The organism is Nitrosococcus halophilus Nc 4 (genome assembly GCF_000024725.1).
In the GTDB taxonomy this organism is placed as follows: Bacteria; Pseudomonadota; Gammaproteobacteria; order Nitrosococcales; family Nitrosococcaceae; genus Nitrosococcus; species Nitrosococcus halophilus.
Window position 1 is genome coordinate 838,423 of sequence record NC_013960.1, and the last position, 21,706, is coordinate 860,128.

Sequence of the window (21,706 nt, forward strand, 5' to 3'; positions counted from 1 at the left end):
CAGAAAAATTTCGTTATTGGTGGCGATGGCGCCGAGACTTATTGCCTTTTCTTCAAAGGGATTACGCCCGCCGGTTTTAACGTTGATCGTGGCCTTAGGGGTGTTCCTGGGAGGATGTGCCGCAGGCTCGGCATCGGTACAGGAGACAAAGGCTAACGCTGGTAACGCCGAGGAATTGTTGGTCGTTGACTGTTTGCTTCCCGGACAGGTCAGAAAACTCGGACGGCAGTTTACTTATCTGACGGCCCGTCGGCCGATCAAAACCACCATCATAGATTGTGAAATCAGGGGTGGGGAGTATGTGGCCTATGACCGGGCAAATTATGCCACGGCCTTGAAAATCTGGCTTCCCAAGGCCCAAGAGGGTGATCCCGCGGCCCAAACTTATGTTGGTGAGATTTATGAAAAAGGGTTGGGCGTAAAGGCGGACTATGAGTTGGCTTTCCGCTGGTACCAAAAGGCTGCTGCCCAAGGTTACTCCCGAGCCCAGATCAATCTGGGTTATCTCTATGAGGCGGGTCTTGGGGTCCCGCGGGACCTTACCACTGCCATGAATTGGTATCGGAGAGCCTCCGGGCTGACGGGGGGGGAGTTAGAGTTCGTTTCATCAATTGAAGCAGCGCAGCGTCAGGCAGTGAAAGAGGAAGCCGTAAGGCTGAAGGAAAATGTTGCCGAGTTGCAGGACCGGCTGCGCGAAGCCAGGGAAATCCTGGAGCGTCGTCAAGCGGAGTTGCAAAGAGCCGAGCAAGAACGAGAGCTCTTATTAAAGCAGCTTGAGGAAGAGATCTTATTGAAGCAAAAGCAGCTTGAAGAGCAAGGCCGTCTGCTTCCAACTCCCTCAGCGGAAAAAGCAAAGGACACACTAGATAAGGAAACCCGTGCCAAATTACAGGCTCAGTTACAGGAAGCACGACAAGAGCAACAGCGTTTAATTGAGCAGTTAGCGCAGCAGCAACTGGAGACAGCTGATTTGCGCCAGGTCTTGGAACAGACCCAGGAAAAGCTTGGGAAACGACGAGCTGAATTCCAAGCAGCGCAAACTCAACGTGAGCGGATGAAGGCGGAACTTGAACGCCTCGAGGCGGCAGCCGCTGGGAAAGATAAGGCGGCAGAGGTGGAGCGCCTCAAGGCAAAATTAAATCAGCTTCAAAGCGTGGTTAACACTCAAAAAGACAATATCACTTCATTGGAATCAACCTTCCAAGAGCAGCGTTCGAAGTTAGCAGAAAAATGGCGCCAGGAACAGCATAACACCCAGCAGCTACAACTTGCCCTGAATGAACGCAACGAAGAAATCAGGATATTGCAGAGTCAACTGGGTGATTTAGTGGCAGGCCAAGAAGATGCTTACGCAGAAATCAAGGCCCTGGAAGAAGAGTTATCCCGTCGGGATGCTAGAATTGAGCAGCAAAAGCGTGAGCTTGAGCAGCAGCAGCAAAAAATTGAGCAACTGATGGCGGAGGCGACGGTTCCGGAAGCCTCAGCAATGGCTGCCGTCGTAGAGACATCAGCGGTAGGGCCTTCTATCGAGATCATTGAACCCCCCTTGTCGGCTACCCGCGGCAATTTAAGTGCCCTCTTGCGTACTGCCGTATCGGAGATAGAACTTGTTGGCAAGGTGACGCCAAGAGATGATCTTTTATCTTTTCGCATTAATGACCAGGCCCAGGAGTTGCGGAAAAACGGATTATTCAAGCTGCATTTGCCCATACAACGACCAGAAACACCGGTAAGCATTGTCGCCATCGATAGTGGCGGAAACCGTACCGCTTTGGATTTCTCCATTGTTCCGGCAACCATTAAAGCCCAAAGGGCGGAGAGGGAAAAGTCCTCTGGGTTGGGATCGAAAGAGCTAAAAGCTATTGATTTTGGCAACTACTATGCCCTGATCATTGGTAATAACCACTACCAGCATCTTCCCGATCTGAAGGCGGCCCGTGAGGATGCTCAGGTTGTGGCCGATATACTGCAGTCAAAGTATGGTTTCAAAACAAAGGTGTTACTGGACGCAGATCGCTACGCCATTCTTTCCGCCCTGAACGAATTGCGGGAGAAACTGACGGAACAGGATAACTTCCTTCTCTACTATGCCGGGCATGGTCATTTGGAGAGTGCCAATTTACGAGGTTATTGGCTTCCCGTTGATTCTGAGTCGGATAGTAGCGCCAACTGGATCTCTAATGTCGCTATTACCGATATTCTCAATGTGATGGCTGCGAAGCATATATTGGTGGTTGCGGACTCCTGCTATTCAGGAGCGCTAACTCGCTCATCCCTTGCCCGCTTACAGACTGGAATGTCAGGAGAAACTAAAATAAAGTGGTTTAAAGTGATGGCCAAGACTAAAGCGCGCATTGCCTTGACATCAGGCGGCCTTAAACCGGTTCTGGATGCAGGCGCGGGGGATCACTCTATTTTTGCAAAGGCTTTTTTGGAAGTGCTCCAGGAGAATGACGATATCCTTGAAGGTTTTCGCTTATACAATGAGATACAAAAGCGTGTCGCCCGGGCGGCGGATGCCTTGGGGGTGGAGCAGGATCCCCAGTATGTACCGATAAAATATGCCGGACACGAGGCGGGAGAATTTTTCTTCTTTCCGGCGCGGTTAGCTGCTGAGAACAAGCCTCGGTTGTTTGCCTATGCCCAATAGGGAATAGGCGTAAGCAAGAGTAAAAATCTGGGTTTCTCCTGCCACTTCATATTCCAGAAGCGGCAGGAGAAAATCCCGAAAATGGCCGTTGGAATACAGAATAAGGCCTTACAGCTCCATGCGGGCGCCGATCATGAACATGTGGCTAGAGACGTCCTCCCGATCTAGCAAGACATCATAATTGAAAAAGGCTGAAACTCCTTTGGCAAAGGTGCCTGATACACCTACTCCAAAGGTATAAAAGTTTCTATCGGGGCCTTCAGTGACGATGTTAAACCGTTCCCGGGTAGGATCTTGTACAAAAGTGGTGGAGATATTTCGGCTGTCGTCTTCAAACTCATGGAACCATTCGCCCCGGATAAAGGGTTGCACCACCCCATGTTGGGTGCTGATAGCATAGGCAATTTGGGTGCCTACCACAGTGGTGACCGATTCAATATCTTGGTCTGAGTAGCGTACGCCCCAACCGAGAGGATCCTGTTCGTTGAATGAATTGACTTCAAGATTGATATATTCACCGCGCACATAAGGGCTGATAGTTAAGGCATTGAGGGAAAAATCGTAGCCTGCACTAATAGCGGCACTGAATTGATCACCGTCTGGGGAGGAGGTGGACTGGGTATTGACGACATCGCCTGGAACAGCGTAGCTGATGTTACGTATGGAGTCATAATTGATCTCGCCGTAAGTGGCGACCCAATCCAAATGAAAGCTATTGGTGGCATAGAAGGTTCCGTAAATGGAGCCACTATAGGAATCGCTGTCTAACTCTCCCCCTTCCCGATCGAAGTCGGTATCGGTGTTGAGGTAATTAAAGGCCAGGCCTAAAATAAAGTTATCAGTGAAGCGATAATCCACCCCGGCGACAACGCCTGAGCTCTCGAAATCAAAGCCGAGTTGATTGAAGGTGGAGTCCACATCACCAAAGCCGCCTAGGCCATTGATAAAAATTCCAAGGCGACTCCACATGTCCGAGCCGTCTGCGCTTGCTGCGCCACCCGTCCCATGGCCGGGGGACCAGGAAACAGCCGTAGGTTGTCCTTCCATGTTATAGGTTAGGAGCCCAGGAGCGCCGGTGCGCAAAGCAAACAGGCGGTTGAACTGCATATTCCGCACCGCTTTGGTTGATTCGGTGCCTTGGCTGATAATTTGTTCCGGAGATACCCGTTGTAGGGCATTACGGACTTGATCGGGGGCCTCTTGGGAGCCCCCCACCAAAGCATTACAGCGCTCCTGGAACTCTTGGCCAGCAACCCCTTGGGGACAGACAATACGGATGACCCTGTCCATATTAGACTGGGTTGGATTGAGTCCGGGGGCGAGTGGTTCTGGTATTTGGAGTTGGGCCTGGGCTGGATTGCACAGTCCTGCGAGGGCTACCAAGGTGCCTAATTGGGGTAAAAGCCAAGATGGTGAGCATTTTTGCAATTTCCCCCCAGATAGGGAGTCCTTAGAAGTAGAGGTATGAAAAAAAACGTTGGTTAACATAGTTCTTTTTGCTGTTGCTAGAGGTGGGTCAAATTTAACCATTGTTCCCCCCTTATTGTTATCGTTGATGGCTGGAATTGCTATTGATCAACAGCCACCCCCTCTAGGTGAAGTCAGCACCTACCTATAGAATAGCTGGTATTTTGGAACGAGCCAGTGGTATAAAAAGTCTCTTACCTTTCCTCTTTATCATAGGTGAGAAAAGGCATTTTAAGAATACTACCGGCTCCTTTTTGATGCCATGAGATTTATTTTTATCCTTTAGAAAAACCAAAATACTCAGCATTCGCCATCATAGAGCGTTTCTCCCATGGCGACAATTAGCAATGGGGTTTTTAAGATCCTGTCTTTTTATTGAGATTTTGTGAATCACAGAGTTCAAAGCGCTATTAGAATGAGTTTTGATTTTTTTGGCATTAATTATGCATAAAAACAGGGGTGTCCCATCAGTCGCTATAGACAGGTGAATAGGCATTGAAGCCTCTTTTGCTTCCAGCAAGATCAGACCTTTTAGCTCCTAATGGGATTTAGATTCATTCGTTTGATTTTTAATCATCTATTATTTAATTTTAAATTCAATAAACATTTCAGTACCTTCTCAGATAGGTGAAGTTTTCTATGAGCAATAAAGGCGCACTCCATTGGCGCTCAGCTGCCCGAACCCACAAGGGTAAAATCCGCAAAATTAATGAGGATTCATTTTTGGAGCAAAGCGACTATGGTATTTGGGCCGTTGCAGACGGGATGGGGGGGCATGCCGTTGGCGATGTCGCCAGTCAGATGGTAGTGAGTACCTTGGCTGAGATGCCGTACCAGTCCAATTTAGAAGCACTCGAGGCAGAAGTTCGACGTCGTTTACAAGAGGTTAATCACCGTTTACGAGAAGAAGCCGCTGCTCGCCAGGAACGAGTCATCGGTAGCACAGTCGTTGTATTGCTTGGCTACGGCCAGCGCTGTATCTATCTGTGGGCGGGAGATAGCCGGGTTTATCTTTTTCGCAATGGAGGGTTGAGGCAACTATCCCATGATCATAGCCATGTGGAAGCACTTATTAGCCATGGCTTGCTTGACCGGAGGGAAGCCCAAAATCATCCCTCGGCAGGGGCGATTACCCGGGCGGTTGGTGCGGTTGATACCCTGGAGTTGGACAGGGGGGCCTTAGAAGTCAAAAGTGGTGATGTTTTTCTGCTATGTAGTGATGGTCTCCATAATGAGGTGAGCGATGAAGATATTGGGGGAATATTGAGAGAGGAAAATTACCAGAAAAGTTCTGAAATGTTAGTGGATCTCGCCCTTAAGCGAGGGGGAAGAGATAATGTGACTGTGGTGGTGGTACTTGCCGAAGATCAAATGGATGGAACTAGAACCCTCTTGAATCCATTAATAGCAAACCCATAAAGAACAGAGGGTTGAAAATTCTTACGCTTGGTTTTTGGAACGGAAATCTTTGGCACTTAACCCATGTTTTTTTAGAAGGGTCTGTAAATGGGAGCGATTCATTCCAATTCGTTTGGCAAGCTCTGTCACCTTACCGTTCATCTCCTGAAGACTCCTTTCAAGGAAAAGTTTTTCAGCTTCATCGCTGGCTGCCTTTTTGACCTCGCTTAGAGAGCTTCCTGTCCCTAGCTTGTCAATAGCCACCGGTTGGGAGGATGCGCTTTGGGGGCGAATATAATCGGGTAAATGCTCATAATCGGCGGTTTCACCGGCTAGGCAAGAGAGGCGGAAGATGATATTGCGCAGTTCTCGAACATTGCCAGGGTAGCTGTAGTTTGATAAAAATGTTTTGAGTCGCGACGCCATCTTGATAGGCTGGCGGTTAAGTTTCTCCGCAGCCTCATCAATAAAATACTCAAAGAGTAATGCAATCTCATCTTGACGTTCTCGCAAAGGGGGCAGGGTAACATGGATGACACTGAGTCGATAAAATAAATCCTCACGGAATTTTCCCTGCTGACTCATCTCCCGTAGATTTCGGTTGGTGGCTGCTACGATTCGAGCGTCTACCTGGATGATTTCGTCAGAACCGACCCGTTGGACCTCATTGGATTGTAGTACCCGAAGCAGTTTGACCTGACCATGAAGGGGTAGCTCACCTATCTCATCTAGAAAGATAGTTCCCCCGTCGGCACTCTCGAATTTTCCTTTACGGTCAGAGGTTGCCCCCGTAAAAGCGCCTTTTTTATGACCAAACAGTTCAGATTCGAGCAACTCTTGTGGGATTGCGCCGCAGTTGACAGAAATATAGGGTTTATCTGCCCTGCTTCCATTGGCATGGATAACTTTCGCCAACAACTCCTTCCCGGTACCACTCTCTCCCTCAATGAGTACGGGGAGATCCGTCGGCGCTGCTTTTTCAGCAATTTCCAGTGTTTCCAAGAGCTTTGGACTTTCACCAAATACACCTTCAAAGACAAAGCTGCGATCTATTAAGGCTTGCCGCCGTTCTTTAGTCGGTAGGTTTACCCGCGCTTCAGCAGTGGCCGAGGCAGTCACGAAACGTTCTTTATGTGACAGTCGCATGACTTCATCGCGCAAAGTATTACATTGGCTGAGGAGTTTTTGTATCTCGGGACGCTCTAACTTAGTCGCCCATCGCAGCGTGGAACGCAGAATTTCGATCTTCTCGATGAGACCACCATAGGAAATAGCCGAACTACCCTTGAGATTGTATAGCTTCATGCTCCGCCTGACATTTGTTTCTGAACGAGTTCGTAATACATCCCTTTCCTGTTCACCAGTTCCTGATGTTGTCCTTGTTCGACAATAGCACCATTATAGAGGACCAAGATCTTATCGGCACGCATGATGGTGCTAAGCCGGTGAGCAATCACCACTGCCGTCCTCCCCCTAAGGATCTCTTGCATACTTTTTAAAATATTACTTTCGGATTGGGTATCTAACGCCGAGGTTGCCTCGTCAAAAATGAGCAAACGAGGATCATGGTAGAGGGCTCTGGCAATGCAGATACGCTGAATTTGCCCCCCAGAGAGGCCTACCCCCCGTTCCCCCACGATCTGTTCATATCCCAAGGGCATTTTGCTGATAAACCCATGGGCATCGGCCATTTTGGCCACTTCTTCGATCAGCCGGCGATCCGGGTTTTCGTCACCCGCTGAAATATTCTCGGCAATGGTGCCAGAAAACAGCAGATTGTTCTGCATCACATAACCGATTTGGGCTCGATAAGTCTCTTTATCGACTACCGCCATATCATAGTCGTCGACAAAAATATGGCCCTCTGTGGGGCTATAGAAGCCAACTAAAATCTTGGCAAGCGTTGTCTTCCCTGAGCCGCTATGGCCGACAATGGCGATGAGTTCCCCCGCCTTGATTTCAAAGTTGAGGTTTTCAAGCACATAGGGTGTTTCATTACCCCCATAACGGAAATAAACATTTTCAAACCGGATATTGCCTTCTAAATCTGGAAGCACCACCCGTGAAGGTAAGTCTTGGGGCTTTTGTTCGGGCTCCATATCCAGGATGTCCCCCAGTCGTTCCATCGCCACACCGGCCTCATGAAGCCGATCCCAGAGCCCCACAAGCCCAAGCAATGGGGACATGACACTGCCCATCAAGGCATTGAAGGCAATCAATTGACCGATGGTCAGTTCTTGGGCCAGGACAAGACTGGCGCCTACCCATAAAATAACTACTGTTGTGGCAGCATTTAAAAGTTGGCTGGCAAGGCCTACTAGAATTTGAAACTGTTGGGCCCGATACTGGACCTCAAGGGAATGCGCATATTTCTTTTCCCATTTTAGGCGCATCGGCCGCTCAATTCCCATACCCTTGATGGTTTCTGCTCCCCCAATCGTTTCCATGAGAATTGCTTCCGACTCGGTAGAGGTAGCAAAGGCTTCACGGGCGTATCTTTTTAGTTTTGGCGTTACCGAAACGGTTAAAATCAATAATGGGATGACAAATCCAATAAGGATTAAGGTCATCTTGACATTATAGAAAAAGAGGACAGTGAAATAGATAAAAACCATCAATAGATTAAGAACAGTGGTGATGGTCGATTCGGTTAAAAATGCCCGTATAGTTTGGTTCTCTTGGAAGCGTGCAAAGATATCACCGGTTTTACGTTTAAAGAAAAAAGAGATGGGCAGAGAAAGGGTATGCTTAAAAAATTCTGACATCATCGCAAAGTCCATTTTGCGTATCATAAAATTAGATAAAAAAGCACGCAGCATTGATGTCAGCTGCATAAAAATATTGGTGATGACTAAACCTACAATGAGTAAATGGAGGAGATCAATGTTTTGATGTACCACTACCCGATCTAAAATATTTTGAATAATAATGGGGGGAGCGACACCAAGGATTTGGATAATGAAGGTGGCCAAAAAAATATGGGCCAGCATTTTCTTATGGGGTTTGAGGTATCTAATGAAGCGAACCCAGGGTGAGCGAGTAGCTGCAGCCTGCACCAAGTCTGTGCCTGGCGTAAATAGTAGGCAGGTGCCACTCCAACCCTTTTCAAATTCCTCTACTGTGAATTTTCGGAAACCTACGGCAGGATCAGCAACCCAAACATGCTCATCGGAAATACCGTAGACAACGAAATAGTGATAACCTTCCCAATGGGCAATAAATGGCAGCTCAAAACCCAAGAGAGACTGGTAAGTACATTGCACTCCGCGAGTAGTAAAGCCAAGTGCTTCACCGACTCGAGCTATACTATCTAAAGTGGCGCCTTCAGTGGTGACGTTCGCCATCTCACGTAGTTTCCCCATTGTGATAGGGATGCCATAGTGTTTACAAATCATTGATAGGCAAGCTGCCCCGCAGTCCATCTCTTCGGCTTGTTCAACCAAGGGAAAACGCCGGATAATTTTTTCGCCCCGTCCTGGTTTTGAATGTAAATCAAGCATTAAAGGGCGCTTCCGGCGCTCGGCGAGTTTTCTTTGGCGGTGTAATTCCCGTTCGGTAAATTGAATCCGCTCCTCAAGTATTTCTCGGAGTTTGGGATTGCGCTCCAACATAAAGTGGGCAGCTTGTTCTGGGATGACTAATAAAGTCGTATCAGTATCAGCAACTACGGAAACGGGTTGTTCTTGTCGCAACAGGCAAGCTTTCTCGCCAAAAATATCTCCTTGGCGTAAGGTGGCAAGATGATACTCGGTACCATGTTCTTCCCGAAGGATACTTACTTCACCTTGGCGTACAACGTATAGTCGTCGATCTTTGCGGGAGTCTTGTTCGAGAATAATTTGCCCAGGCTCTACCCGTTTGATACCAACGCTGCGTACTAAATTCTCAATCTCGCTCTGATTAACCTTCTTCCGCAGGTCAAAAAGTTGGGAGATAAACCCTCCTGCGGAACGTATCGCCACATAACTGGCTATAAATTTTTGCGTATCCTTGCTCTTTTCTAAGAGGGGTAAGAATGCTTCACGGGGTATAAATAAAATCTCTGTCTTTGCAGAGGCGCGCACCGAGGACTCATGCCGATATTCCCGAATAATCGCAATCTCGCCGAAAACATCCCCTTGTTTTCTCAGCCCCATGCTAATTTCCTTTCCTAACTGTTCGGTAAAAATGCGGACCATCCCGGACTTGACAATATAGAGACCACTGCTGGTGTCACCGACCTTGCAGACAGTATCGCCAAGATCAAAGAATTTTGTTTCGGCTTGCGCCGCTAATTCTTCTAGCTCCGAGCGGCTAAAGACAGAGAGAATTTCGACAGAAGAAAGGAACTCAACGAGGGCTTCGTTACTCACAAAAGGACTCCTTCTAGCCGTAGGCAGATTATAATGCTTCTATTCGGTGTTCTTGAGCCTGAGTAGACAACCAATCATCCACGACTAAACGACGTACCTCGGACTTCGTTTCTTCATCAAGTTTAGCTTCGTGTTTGGCGGTCACCTGAAAAATTTCAAAAAAAGAGCCATCGCTGGATGCAAAGGGGCCAAGAGGTTCGCCAACAGGAGCGTTGAAAACTTTACTTTCAATATCCGTTTGCAATGAACCTCGCAGCACTTTGCCAACCATGCCATGGTGGTCCCTGGTATCTGCGATAGAGTGCTCTTTTGCTAATTCTGGGAAAAGTTCCGGCTCCTCTTCGAGAAGGGAAAAAATCTCTTTTGCTTTACCCTCAGAGTCAAGGACAATATGACCCAGTTCAATACTTTCAAATTTTGGCGAGTGCATCCGGAAGTATTCTTCTATGGCATCGTCACTACAGACTTTAGCCATGATCTTTTCTTGATAGAGGATCTCAATAATGAAGTTTTCAAAGTCATCTAAAGAAACGCCAATAGCATCAAGAAATTGGTTCATGTCTTTAGCCCGGTGCAGACCGTAGACACGCCGGAATTGATCGGCCCGCTCTTGGATCTCATCAGTCGTTAAGGAAACTCCTTGCCGTTTAGCGGCGTGGACCTTGAGCTTATCTCTAACCATTTCCTCAATAAGCTCTTCAAATCGTCCAGTGAGTTTGAGTGTTTTTAGAAAAGCATCCGCAGTGATGACTTCGTCATCAATTCTTACGATATCTTTCATGGTGTGCCTCCATTTCTCTTGGAAACCCGGGGACTCAGTGTTATCAATACCCCAAATTAAAAAGTTCTTAAGTACTGTCTATTAGCCCGCCACCTTCCGGAAAGGATCTAATGCTAAATCAATCAAACGTCGCTCCCGGACCACGATCTCTGCGGTGGCGGTCATTCCATACCGTAGGGGATAGTCAACATCCTCGATAGAGAAATAAGTCTTCTCTAACCCTATGTGGCCTGTATACACGAGATTTTTATCTTGGGAGGAGGGTTTTGCTGCTGGCGAAATATACTCTAGTGTTCCATCAATCGCACCATAGCGTTGATAGGGGAAAGCGCTGAATTTGGCTTTCACAGGTAGTCCTTCTTCAAGAAACCCCCGATCTTGTTCTGGAATCTCAATTTTCAGGATGGCTCTCGACTCTTCAGGGGCAATGGCGCCTAGGGGGGTATTGGCTTGGACTTTGTCTCCGATTTGTGTGTAGGTGACTTCAGTGATGACACCGGAAACCGGCGCCAGAATACGTAGAAAATTATCTTCGTCAATGTTTTCAAATTTAATCCGCGAGGCTGCTTCTGCAGCCAAGCGAGCGCCGCGAAGCTTTATGAGTAGTCGGTTTTCCTCTCGCTTGATATCATCTAGTAGGGCCTCATATTCGATTCGAAGTTTAATGAGTTCTTGATCGCTTCCTTCTAATTCCGATTTGGCTTGTGAATACTCATTGCTCAACTCATAATCTAGTTTTCCAAACTGCGCTTTAGCGACCCGATAATTGGTTGCAGCGGAAAGATAATCACTTTTCTTTTCTTCGACCTGATTTTTTGAAACGCCTCCCCCCCCGGGATTATTGAATAGTCGCTTATATTTTTCCCATTCCCGTTTGGCGATTTCCAGTTGCCTTGCTGCTTTATCAAGTGTTCCTCGCGCTTCTTCTAGTCTTGCTTTTTGGGCCTCAGCCAATTTCCTTAGGCCTTCCGATACCCGTTTTTGATGGCGTTCTTCAGCAATAGCAATTTGTTTCTTAAGGGCTTCGGCTTGACGCATGCGTAGATTTTTTCGTTCGGGCCATGCCTTGTATTCCCGCTCTATTTCTGCAAGTTTGAGTTCCGCATCCAGGGCGTTTGTCGCGGCCTCAATGGCTCCCCGTGCGTTAAGGCGGGCGAGGACATCGCCTTTGAGTACGGGTTGTCCCTCAGCCATATAAATATCAACGATTTCACCACCAATAGGAGCATAAAATCGGCGTGCTTCAGAGTCGGGACTTAGGGAACCATGGGTAGTGACGATCACATCTGCTCGCCCCACAAAAGACCAGATGATACCGGCAAGCAGCAGTGCGACCAAAACACCGATGGTGGCTCCCATGAGACGCGAAGGCTCAGAGGTCAGTATGGCAATACCCTCGGTACTATGTTCTCCTAGAGCCTCAGGAAAGCTTTTATAGCTGCGTTCTTTTGAACTCATAGTCGCCTCTGATGGTAGCTTTATGTTCTCAATGAAGGGTTGCAACGGTAATGATAGCTTTGTGGCGCATTATCCTATTTATTACTATAAGAAGGTTCCACAATAAGCTTGAGTTTGGCCTCTAGCAAGGCATGGTCTAATACCATGCTTAATTCCCTTAATGATTGCCGTTGTAATCTAATTTCTCGGATAATTTTCTGGTAGAGGGCTTTGTCCTCAGCAGGGAAATCAAGCTGTATTAGGTTATAAGTATGCATGACTTCGGCTAAATGGTTATGAGCCTGGGTTAACAGGCGAGACCGGATTCTGAAAGCATCCGAGATAGTAGTTTCGAGTCGATGAATGCCCTGAATTCTCCCTTCCTCCAGGTAAGTTGACCACTGCTTTTGGGCTTTGGCTATTGTTTGTTGCGCTTTAGCCAGAGCTTTCTCCTTATGGTATTGAAAGTCATCGGCAAGAAGACGTGAAAAATAGACGTCTTCCTCAGGATCCAGAGAATTATAGAAGGTAAATAAACGCTCTCTATAATTATCGCTCTCCTGTGCCTCTTTTAAGGCAAGAAAATTACGAAGGATTTGTGTATTCCGTTGTAGCTTTTGGGCGGCTAATTCTGCCCATTCCCCTTGATTTAAGTTTTTTAGCAATGATAATGACTGCCGTATTTGCCCTGATTGCCAAGCTTCAGACGCCTGTTGAAACTGTTCATTGATTTTGGGAGGTGGCATGACGGCAGCTTGCAACTTAGCTAACTTTTCTTTGAATGGGGGGGTAGTGAGGGCTAGCATTGTCATCTTTTTGGAAAGCCGGATCGGGTTGGTGTTGCCGATGTCCGCTTGGATCATGAGGTACTTTTCTAGATCAGATTGCAGGTTTTCAATACCGGCGATGTGAGGATATTTATCAGAAAACTCCCTCAAGATGGATTTAAGCTCTTTTGCCTTATTAGAATCAAGCTTTTCTTTTATGGTGGCCTTTAGTTTCTCGAGTGCGGTAAGATAAGTTGCTTTCTCGTTTTGTAGGGTTCGTAGAGAGCTAAAGGTTTGGTTGTATAGGGATTCAAATTCAGGAACTAGAGTGAGAATATGGGTCATTAAACGACGGTTGCTTGTCCGCTCGGCATCCCACCGCTCAATTAAGGCATTGATTGAGTCTTCATGTTTATAAATGATAATCGGTGTATCGAGGCCGCCACGTTTATAAATAAATTCTTCCATATCGACGATCCAGTCTAATAGCTTCAGCATAGATAGGAGATCGCTATTAAATTGGTTTTGATACTGAGCCTGCTTTAATATTTCATTGGCATTTGCAAAGGTATGCTTGTCAAGTTGCGCTATCCAGTCAGGCATTATGGACTTTAGCAGGCTTTCTGTTGCCAGATTTTTGATTTCCTTATTCTCTGGATGTTTTTCTAAGTATTCGTTGGCTAGAGAGACCGCTTTTCCATAGTGGCCCTGCTCGACCAGTTCTTCAATCTTTTGTTGCTGGTCACTGGTCAGGTAAGTGCCCAATGCCAGAATAAGCACCCCAGTGCCGGTTGCTAAAATGATGCGAAATCGCTTTTGTTTTTTGGGGTCTCTTTCTGAAAACTCATTATGTATTTCTGAAAGAAAGATTTTTGCCTTCCTAAACCATCGTGGAGTAGCGCTTTTTGACGGCTGGGATTGGGCAGAAGGTTGGGGAGACTGGGCACTAGCAGAACTGTTCTCTTCACCCTTTTCAGGTTGATTGCTAGCTTTTTCCTCGTCAATGCAAAAAATATCTAAAAAAGAAGTTGCGGAGGCTACAAAGGTTGTTTTTGCTGATTCTGGATGGACCTGATCGATCTTGTTTGTAGAATATGAGATTGGATCGGATGTTTTGAGATCCTGATCCTCAGCGCCTTCCAGGGCCACAGTGTAAACAAAATGATTTCCACCAAAAGCGATTGTATCGCCATTTTTAAGGCGTTTGGCATGTTCATCTAGGCGGTTGCCTGAGACAAAGGTTCCGTTAGTGCTTCCTAGGTCTTCAACGTAGAGATCACCCTCTTTTAAAAAGAAATGGGCGTGACGCCGAGAGAGGAAATTCACTTCTTGTGGATATTGATCCTTGTATCGCAGAAAAGCCTCATTGGTTTTGCCAACCAAAAATGGCAACTGGGAAACCACAATGGGATCAAGGCTAATATCTGTCCGTTGTGGCACAAGAGTGAGGCGAATCGAAGGGGTTGTGGATTCGGGTGCAGCATGGGGAGAGTCATATTGGACTATATCCGCCTGATAAGTCAGTATTCCTGCAAAACATACTTGGTCACCAGCATGAAGTTCTATGGGCGTGTTGCAAATAGGGTTACCATTGATAGTGGTCCCATTTTGAGATCCAAGATCAGCAAGATAAACCCTATTATTTTCTTTAAAAATTCGCGCATGGCGTCGGGAAAGCGCGGTAACCAAATCCCGTGGGTAGGATGAAAAAGGCGCCTCATTACGGCCAATAGGAAACAAGGATTCTTCCACAAGAATTTTGCCTAGCTCGGGATGAGACAAAGGCTTGAGTGCAATATTTAATTTTTTTTCGGCGACAGCATACATAGGTCATTGACTATAAAAATGATTGTAATGAGGACTTCACCTTATTGGAGGGATTGCTGAATATCCGTCTCTGGCCAACCACCTCCCAGTGCTTTATATAGTGTGACAGTACTGGAGAGAATTTGTTGATAATTGCTGAGCATGGCCAGTTCTGCCGCCAGCAAGGAGCGTTGGATCTCAAAGACCTGCAGTTGAGAGATTAAGCCTTCCTCTAATTGGGCCTGAATCTGATCCGAGACAATTCTCAGATCAATGATTTGTTGCTCCAGTTCTTTTTTCTGCTCTTTCCGGCTTGCCAAATTGGTGAGTGCATTTTCAACCTCTTCAAAGGCCTGGAATACGGTGCGACGATATTCCTCTGCAGCCACTTTGGCTTCAGCCTCGCTCACTTTGATTCGCGCATTAATATTGGGGTCAAAAATGGGGAAATTGATGGATGGCATGATTCCAAAAGTCCACATTTTCATTAAATCAGTCAACTCAAAGCTAGCGGTGCCCCCTCTGGCCGTCAGTGTGATGGAAGGAAGCTTAGCTAGCTTTGCCTGACCAGAGAGTTCATGTGCCTGAAGAATGCGGTATTCTGCAGCGATGACATCGGGCCGCCGCGATAAGAGGTCTGCCGGTAAACCCGAGGGTACGCCAATGATGTCCACGCTGTCCTGCAGATAACTACGGGGCACTTGCAGTTCACCGGCGGGAATCCCAAGCAATGTGGCTAGAGCATTTTCAGTGACGGTACGTAAGCGATTGAGTTCCAATAAACCCGTTTTCAGTCGGCTAATTTCTGCTTTCTGTTGCAATATCTGGGTTTCGGGAATGAGCCCTTCTTGGTGCATGGACTCATAGATAGCTAAGATTTCCTCATTCTGGTTCAAGTAGGCTTGCTGTCGCTGGATTTGTTCATCGAATTGGCGAATTTGGAAATAGGAGGTGGCGACATTGGAGACTAACGTTAAATATCCTGCTCGCCAATCCGCCTCAGTGGCTTTATAAGCAGCCGTTTGTGCCTTAACCCCCTTTTTAAATTTGCCCCAGATATCCAGTTCCCAGTTCAGCGCGCTGGCGGCGTTGTACTGGGTGGTTGAAGATTGCCCGGTAACCTTCTGGGTGTTTATTCCAAACCCTAAATTGACGGTGGGTAGTGCTCCCGCTCTTGCTTGCTCGATGGCCACTTCTGCAACCTCGCTGCGGGCAGCTAATATTTTAAGATCAATACCTTGGGCAATCGCTTTTTCAATCAGGCTGTTAAGGTAGGGGTCACCGAAAGCGGTCCACCAATCCAAGCGGATTGTTTCTGCTGTAGAGCTTCCCCGCGACCATTCCTTTTTAACGGGAAGTTCCGGACGTTGGTAGGCTGGGCCGCCCAAATTGGCGCAAGAGGGCAAAATAACTAAACCCATGCCGGCAATCAGCCATAGCAATATAGAATTAAGCACACCATTTCGGTGCTCTGAATAACCGCGGGGGAAGAAGCGATAAATCACTGGTTTTTGGGTTGGGGCCCGCATTTCTTTACACTCCCGCATAGGGACATCCCCCTGTCTAGGGGGGGTATCCTTGCGACTAAGGCAGCCATATCGCCACCGTAAGTTAAAAGTATAATACATCAGCTAATCAAGGAATTAACTTAAACAAAAAGTAAAATTTTTAGCTAGCCGTACTGCTTATGGTAGTTGACCGCTTGCTTTGTTTGAGACTCATAACATCATTGGGCCTGTAACTTGCTCTTAAGTACATATGCAGAATTCATTCCAATAGAATTTAAGTCGGGAAAAGAGAAGGAGATAGGGGGTGAAGAAGGGGGCCGGGGCGATATTTCCCTTTCCCCTATAAGGCCCCATGCTGCTCTAGGAGCAATATGAACCGGTTCAAAGTGAACCGGCCGGGTCAATCTGACCCGCTTTTTATAGCTTTTCCCGGCTGTTAGGGCCTTCTCTGGGAGGGGATTGCATACTCTTTTAGGCGGCGCTTCAAAGTGGAAAGTGAGATGCCTAATTCCCGAGCGGTGGCGGCCTTATTGTGCCGGTTTCGCGCCAGGGCTTCTTGGATCATCTGCCGCTCTAAGGCTTTGAGCCGAGAGCCAGGGGGCGACGGGGAAAGGCTAGACTGGGAGGGAGATTCTTCGGCGGTTGAAAGGGGGAGAAAGTGGAGGTCCTGGGGGTGAATAGATTTTCCTTTTGCCAAAGCAGCAGCACGTTCCAGCACATTGCGAAGCTCTCGGATATTTCCAGGCCAGGAATAAGCTTGCAGTGTCTTTAGGGCGGCGGGCGTGAGGTGACAGTCGAGGGCCCGTTGTTTGAGAAAGTGTTGCACCAGCAGCGGGATGTCTTCAGGGATATCCCGTAGGGGAGGGACGTCGATTGTGATGACAGAAAGGCGATAAAAGAGGTCAGCGCGGAAAGTGCCTGCTTGGACCATGGCGGCAAGATCGCGGTGAGTGGCTGCAATGACGCGCACATCGATTCGAATGGGTTGGTCTGAGCCAAGGGGGGTCACCTCGCGATTTTCCAGGGCTCTCAAGAGCCTAGGTTGCAGCTCAAGGGGAAGCTCACCGATTTCGTCGATGAATAAAGTTCCCTGATTCGCCTTGCGAAAGGCCCCTTCTCGGCTGCTGGCGGCACCGGTAAAGGCCCCTTTGAGATGCCCAAACAGGTCGCTGCGGATAAGCTCTCTATCGGTCACAGAGGCATCAAAGATAACGAAGGGACCATTGCGGTGAGAAAGTTGGTGGAGGGTGCGGGCGACCAGTTCCTTTCCCGAACCGGATTCACCTTGGATCAGTAGAGTCGTGGGGGTAGGGGCGACCGCCCGCAAGAAGCCATAGAGTTCACGCATCGGTTGGCTTCCCCCCACTAAGGAGCCCAGTTGATTATCCTGGGCTACCGCTATTTCATGCTCTTCTGTGAGGTGGCGCAATAGGATTTGCGTCCTGCCCAGCATGCCGGTGACCTCCATGCCAAGAATAGCTTCAGTGACCCGCAGAGACTCGATAAAAGAGCCATTGGTTGAGCCAAGATCACGGAAGAGATACCCCTCTGGTGTTGAACGGATCTCGGCGTGGTGGCGGGAGACTGAGCGGTCGTGCAAGATGAGGTCATTATCGGGGGCGGTGCCGATCCTTATCGTAGGCAAGGACAGGGTGACTTCTAATCCTGCGTCAGCTCCTGAAAGCACTTTTAAGGCAAGGGCTTCAAATTTGAGCCGTCGGCCTCTACCCGATCCCAGGGGGACTGCTATGGTGGTGGTCTTTTCCGCAGACATCTTCGCCTTGCTTGTGGTGCGGGCACCTTGGCAAAATCCTTGGCCATCGACATTTATCTGGGTGTCCCGGCCAGGGTTTATGGGCCAGTGATTTGGAGCATGGTTTGGTTTGCCCCCGTATTTCCTGTCATTTTATCGTAGGAATAGACCACCACCTCATAAACGCCCGGCTCTTCAATCACTGTTTTTCCTTGGAAAAGGTTGACAGAACCGGTAAAGGGGAGCGCGATTTCTCGCAATTTCTCGCCGTTTTGCATCAAGATGGCTTTGACTTCAAATTTCTCTGGTGGCCATAGGCCATCGCGCATAATGGGACAGCCACACATCATGGTGATCTTCCCATAAATATCGGTTTGGCCACCGGCTGATACCCGAGTCCAGGCATCGACAATGAAACCGGGTAAATCAATAACTATACCATCGCCAATAATATCCTTGCCGGGAATCACCCAAGAGGTCACCGTGGCCTCTTGCTGGGATTGGCGGGCACCAGTGGGACCCCATACTCGAAAACGTAGCAGGCGGGGCCGCTCGAGGTCCACCGTGGCCAGATAGCCAGCCGTGGTTTCGGTGGTGATTCGTTGACCCCGCTCAGGAGGGGTTCTCATTAATAAATCGGTGTCGCCGGTGTCCCCTCGAATCTGACCTTGAGCCAGGATTGCACCGGTCTCTACGTCTTCTACCACAGCGCGCATGCCGCCGACACTGCTGCCAATAAATTTAGCGTCAACAGCGCGCGCACGAATCATGATATGGGTTTCCTCCCCAAAGGCAGGGCTTCCTCCTCCAATTGCCAAGAATCCTGCTATTGTAAGCCAAAACCAAGGTTTCAATGAGATTGCTTTCATGGTGATTCCTTAGCTCTGTTGTTGCAGCAATGCTTGGGTGATTTCTTCCCATTCTGCCTTCAAAGGCAATTGGGAGACGGTTTTGCCAGCGCGGGAATACCAATAGGCGGCATTTGAAAGGTCCCCTTCCTTTCGGTGCAGGTAGGCGTGGACCCAAGCCCCTGCCGCATCCCCCGCTGATTGGGCAAGATGATGGGCTTGATCCCAATCCCCCTTAGCCTCATACCATAAGGCCTGAAGCGGTAAGGGGATATCCTGAGGTGGATTATTGGCGGCTAGTCGATTTTTGAATTCTTGCAAGTTCATCGTCTTCGCATCTTCGGGTTGCAAATCGAATATTTTATCAATGACCGGAGAGCTAAACCTCCGCTAGGATGAGCAGGACATGCCCTTCTTTAGGGCTGAGTTCCCCCGGATGCCAATGGGCGCTGGAGGGGACTCATTGGATAGGTGATCTTTAAATAGCATAATAGCTTGTCATGACTAGAGTATAGTCTCCATCTTTCTACCCTAATAACTTTAAATAGATATGCTTGCTTATATTGTTCGTCGTATCTTGTATGCTATCCCGATTCTAGTAGGGGTCAATATTTTGACCTTTATTTTGTTTTTTGGAATCAACAGCCCGGATGACATGGCCCGGGTGCATCTGGGAACTAAGCGGGTCACTCAGGAAGCCATAGAGGCTTGGAAGCGGGAGCGAGGTTATGATAAGCCCTTATTCTGGAATAGGGATGCGGAGGGGAAGGAAAAGTTTACCGAGACTGTTTTTTTTACTAAATCTGTTTCTTTATTTGCCTTCCGCTTTGGCCGTGCCGATGATGGTCGCGATATCGGACAGGATCTCCGTACCCGTATGTGGCCCAGTTTAGCCATTGCGGTGCCCGTGTTTATGGTGGGCTTATTGGTTAATATTACCTTTGCCCTATTTATTGTATTTTTCCGCGGGACCTATCTTGACCTAGGGGGGGTCGTATTTTGTGTGGTTTTAATGTCTATCTCCACCCTATTTTATGTGATCACTGGCCAATACCTGGTAGGCAAGCTGATGCATTTGGTACCTATTTCCGGCTATGTGAGTGGATTAGGGGCTTTCAAATTCATCATTTTACCCGTCATTATTGGGGTTGTTTCCGGTATTGGCGCCGGTACCCGGTGGTATCGGACTTTGTTTCTGGAAGAGGTGGGCAAGGACTATGTTCGCACTGCCCGGGCAAAGGGCTTATCCGAGTTCAAGGTGCTCTTTAAGCATATACTAAAAAATGCTTTGATCCCTATTTTGACTGGGGCAGTGGTGATTTTGCCTACCTTATTTCTAGGCAGCCTTATTTTGGAGTCTTTTTTTGGCATCCCAGGCCTTGGCAGTTATACCATTGATGCCATCAACGCCCAGGATTTTGCCATTGTGCGGGCCATGGTATTTCTGGGTTCAGTACTTTATATCTTGGGGCTGATCTTGACGGATATTTCTTATACTTTGGTGGACCCCCGGGTGCGCCTTAGCTAAATGATGCCTTTTCAGCCTGTTTTTCTTTGGACCGATATTCTTATTTACCTATTGTTGGTGGTGCTAGCCGTGGGGATAGGGATGATCCGCCGGCGTGAGCATCTACGCGCACCTTGGCGCCGCATTCTGCATAGCCGTCGGGGCCAAATCGCCCTGGTGATTCTCCTTGCCTATGCGGTGATCGGTCTCTTGGATTCAGTCCACTTACGCCAGGCTTTGGAGCACCCCTCCTCCCCGACAACCCGGGTCCAATACTCTCCCGAGGTGCTCAGTCTCCTGGATATCTGGGCTTCTCATTTGCGGAAACAGACAGAGACCACTTACTCGGCCCCTTTTGCCACTCACCTTTACGTCAAGGAGCAGGTGGAATTGCCGGATGGGGAGCAATTGCGCACCTATCCCCGGTTACAATACGGGGGCGCCCATTTAGCGGATCCGTCGGCGCGTTGGCACGATGTGGGGCAAACGGCGTTGTGGGCGGGGGGCAGTGGTATTGTTTGCTGGTTGCTTTTCACTCTTCTAGGATTGGCTTGGTTGGCGAAAGGGCAAAGCGTCAGTTATCCCGTTTATCTGGGGCAGGTCTTGGGGGGCCGCCCGGAAGCTCCTTGGCGGGTTGCCTTTATCACGGCGGGGATTGTCGTGGTGCTTGCTTTTATGGCGGCGGCTTTGAGCCAGGATTATCATATTTTAGGGACCAACAAAGTTGGCCAAGACGTTTTTTATCAGAGCTTAAAGAGTATTCGTACGGGGCTTGTCATCGGCACCCTCACTACCCTGGTGATGCTGCCTTTTGCGTTGGTGCTGGGCATCGCCGCAGGCTATTTTCGGGGCTGGGTGGATGATGCGATTCAATATCTTTATACCACTCTCAATTCTATTCCAGGGGTACTGCTCATCGCCGCGGCGATTCTGATGTTGCAAGTTTATATGGGTAACCACCCGGAGCAGTTTGAGACCGTGATTGAGCGAGCCGACCTGCGCCTCTTATTTCTCTGCCTCATTCTTGGGGTGACCAGTTGGACGGGATTGTGTCGGATCCTGCGGGGAGAGACTCTCAAGCTTCGGGAAGTTGATTATGTTCAGGCGGCCCAAGCCTTTGGGGTAAGCCGGATCAAGATTTTATCCCGTCATATTTTGCCCAACGTGATGCATATTGTTTTGATATCGGTAGTGTTGGATTTTAGTGGTTTGGTGCTGGCCGAGGCGGTATTGTCCTATGTAGGGGTAGGGGTTGATCCTGCGACCATGAGCTGGGGCAATATGATCAACAGCGCCCGCCTGGAAATGGCCCGTGAACCGATGGTGTGGTGGTCCCTGACCGCAGCTTTCCTGTTTATGTTTATTCTAGTGCTTGCCGCCAATCTATTTTCTGATGTGGTACGGGAGGCTTTAGACCCGCGAGCGAGGTAAT

Annotated in this window: 14 protein-coding genes; 4 read left to right on the forward strand and 10 right to left on the reverse strand. The window is 48.4% G+C overall.

What is annotated here, in order from left to right; genetic code table 11:
- The first annotated feature begins 25 nt into the window (after positions 1-25).
- Positions 26-2,650, forward strand: coding sequence for a caspase family protein (locus tag NHAL_RS20920; protein WP_013031899.1), 2,625 nt, complete (start codon positions 26-28; stop codon positions 2,648-2,650).
- Positions 2,651-2,758: 108 nt separating this feature from the next.
- Here NHAL_RS20920 and NHAL_RS04085 read toward each other — a convergent pair whose 3' ends face one another.
- Positions 2,759-4,078, reverse strand: coding sequence for an autotransporter outer membrane beta-barrel domain-containing protein (locus tag NHAL_RS04085; protein WP_162010818.1), 1,320 nt, complete (start codon positions 4,076-4,078; stop codon positions 2,759-2,761).
- Between the two features lie 678 nt (positions 4,079-4,756).
- On the opposite strand from NHAL_RS04085, the gene NHAL_RS04090 reads away from it, so the two are divergent.
- Complete coding sequence (locus tag NHAL_RS04090; protein ID WP_013031901.1) at positions 4,757-5,536, forward strand: PP2C family protein-serine/threonine phosphatase; 780 nt, start codon at positions 4,757-4,759, stop codon at positions 5,534-5,536.
- Between the two features lie 21 nt (positions 5,537-5,557).
- On the opposite strand, the gene NHAL_RS04095 is transcribed toward NHAL_RS04090, so the two are convergent.
- The 9 genes from NHAL_RS04095 to NHAL_RS04135 all read right to left on the reverse strand — a co-directional run bounded on the left by NHAL_RS04095 (position 5,558) and on the right by NHAL_RS04135 (position 19,094).
- A complete protein-coding gene (locus NHAL_RS04095) occupies positions 5,558-6,820 on the reverse strand; it encodes a sigma-54 interaction domain-containing protein (RefSeq protein ID WP_013031902.1) in 1,263 nt (420 codons plus the stop codon).
- Positions 6,817-9,867, reverse strand: coding sequence for a peptidase domain-containing ABC transporter (locus NHAL_RS04100; RefSeq protein WP_013031903.1), 3,051 nt, complete (start codon positions 9,865-9,867; stop codon positions 6,817-6,819). Before NHAL_RS04100 ends, NHAL_RS04095 begins: the two co-directional genes overlap by 4 nt.
- A gap of 28 nt (positions 9,868-9,895) precedes the next feature.
- On the reverse strand, positions 9,896-10,648 hold the full coding sequence (locus NHAL_RS04105; RefSeq protein WP_013031904.1) for a peptidylprolyl isomerase: 753 nt from the start codon (positions 10,646-10,648) through the stop codon (positions 9,896-9,898).
- A gap of 81 nt (positions 10,649-10,729) precedes the next feature.
- Positions 10,730-12,106 carry a beta-barrel domain-containing protein gene (locus NHAL_RS04110; protein ID WP_013031905.1) on the reverse strand — a complete coding sequence of 459 codons (1,377 nt, stop codon included), beginning with the start codon at positions 12,104-12,106 and terminating at the stop codon, positions 10,730-10,732.
- A 74-nt stretch (positions 12,107-12,180) separates the two neighbouring features.
- Entirely contained in the window at positions 12,181-14,679 is a 2,499-nt protein-coding gene (locus NHAL_RS04115) for an FHA domain-containing protein (protein ID WP_013031906.1), read from the reverse strand.
- A gap of 41 nt (positions 14,680-14,720) precedes the next feature.
- Positions 14,721-16,187 (reverse strand): efflux transporter outer membrane subunit, encoded by a 1,467-nt coding sequence (locus NHAL_RS04120; RefSeq protein WP_238985435.1) that lies wholly within the window; start codon positions 16,185-16,187, stop codon positions 14,721-14,723.
- Between the two features lie 415 nt (positions 16,188-16,602).
- Positions 16,603-17,940 (reverse strand): sigma 54-dependent Fis family transcriptional regulator, encoded by a 1,338-nt coding sequence (locus NHAL_RS04125; RefSeq protein WP_013031908.1) that lies wholly within the window; start codon positions 17,938-17,940, stop codon positions 16,603-16,605.
- Positions 17,941-18,017: 77 nt separating this feature from the next.
- Positions 18,018-18,689, reverse strand: a complete 672-nt coding sequence (locus NHAL_RS04130) for a hypothetical protein (protein WP_238985436.1) — start codon at positions 18,687-18,689, stop codon at positions 18,018-18,020.
- 108 nt (positions 18,690-18,797) lie between these two features.
- Positions 18,798-19,094, reverse strand: a complete 297-nt coding sequence (locus tag NHAL_RS04135; protein WP_013031910.1) for a hypothetical protein — start codon at positions 19,092-19,094, stop codon at positions 18,798-18,800.
- Positions 19,095-19,317: 223 nt separating this feature from the next.
- On the opposite strand from NHAL_RS04135, the gene NHAL_RS04140 reads away from it, so the two are divergent.
- Positions 19,318-20,295, forward strand: a complete 978-nt coding sequence (locus NHAL_RS04140; protein WP_013031911.1) for an ABC transporter permease — start codon at positions 19,318-19,320, stop codon at positions 20,293-20,295.
- Positions 20,296-20,298: 3 nt separating this feature from the next.
- Entirely contained in the window at positions 20,299-21,705 is a 1,407-nt protein-coding gene (locus tag NHAL_RS04145; protein WP_041355399.1) for an ABC transporter permease subunit, read from the forward strand.
- The last annotated feature ends 1 nt before the right edge of the window (position 21,706 follow it).

Coding starts and splice junctions, on each gene's coding strand:
- NHAL_RS20920 (WP_013031899.1), top strand. CDS start 26: ATGGCGCCGAGACTTATTGCCTTTTCTTCAAAGGGATTACGCCCGCCG.
- NHAL_RS04090 (WP_013031901.1), top strand. CDS start 4,757: ATGAGCAATAAAGGCGCACTCCATTGGCGCTCAGCTGCCCGAACCCAC.
- NHAL_RS04095 (WP_013031902.1), bottom strand. CDS start 6,820: ATGAAGCTATACAATCTCAAGGGTAGTTCGGCTATTTCCTATGGTGGT.
- NHAL_RS04105 (WP_013031904.1), bottom strand. CDS start 10,648: ATGAAAGATATCGTAAGAATTGATGACGAAGTCATCACTGCGGATGCT.
- NHAL_RS04110 (WP_013031905.1), bottom strand. CDS start 12,106: ATGAGTTCAAAAGAACGCAGCTATAAAAGCTTTCCTGAGGCTCTAGGA.
- NHAL_RS04115 (WP_013031906.1), bottom strand. CDS start 14,679: ATGTATGCTGTCGCCGAAAAAAAATTAAATATTGCACTCAAGCCTTTG.
- NHAL_RS04120 (WP_238985435.1), bottom strand. CDS start 16,187: ATGCGGGCCCCAACCCAAAAACCAGTGATTTATCGCTTCTTCCCCCGC.
- NHAL_RS04125 (WP_013031908.1), bottom strand. CDS start 17,940: ATGTCTGCGGAAAAGACCACCACCATAGCAGTCCCCCTGGGATCGGGT.
- NHAL_RS04130 (WP_238985436.1), bottom strand. CDS start 18,689: ATGATTCGTGCGCGCGCTGTTGACGCTAAATTTATTGGCAGCAGTGTC.
- NHAL_RS04135 (WP_013031910.1), bottom strand. CDS start 19,094: ATGAACTTGCAAGAATTCAAAAATCGACTAGCCGCCAATAATCCACCT.
- NHAL_RS04140 (WP_013031911.1), top strand. CDS start 19,318: ATGCTTGCTTATATTGTTCGTCGTATCTTGTATGCTATCCCGATTCTA.
- NHAL_RS04145 (WP_041355399.1), top strand. CDS start 20,299: ATGCCTTTTCAGCCTGTTTTTCTTTGGACCGATATTCTTATTTACCTA.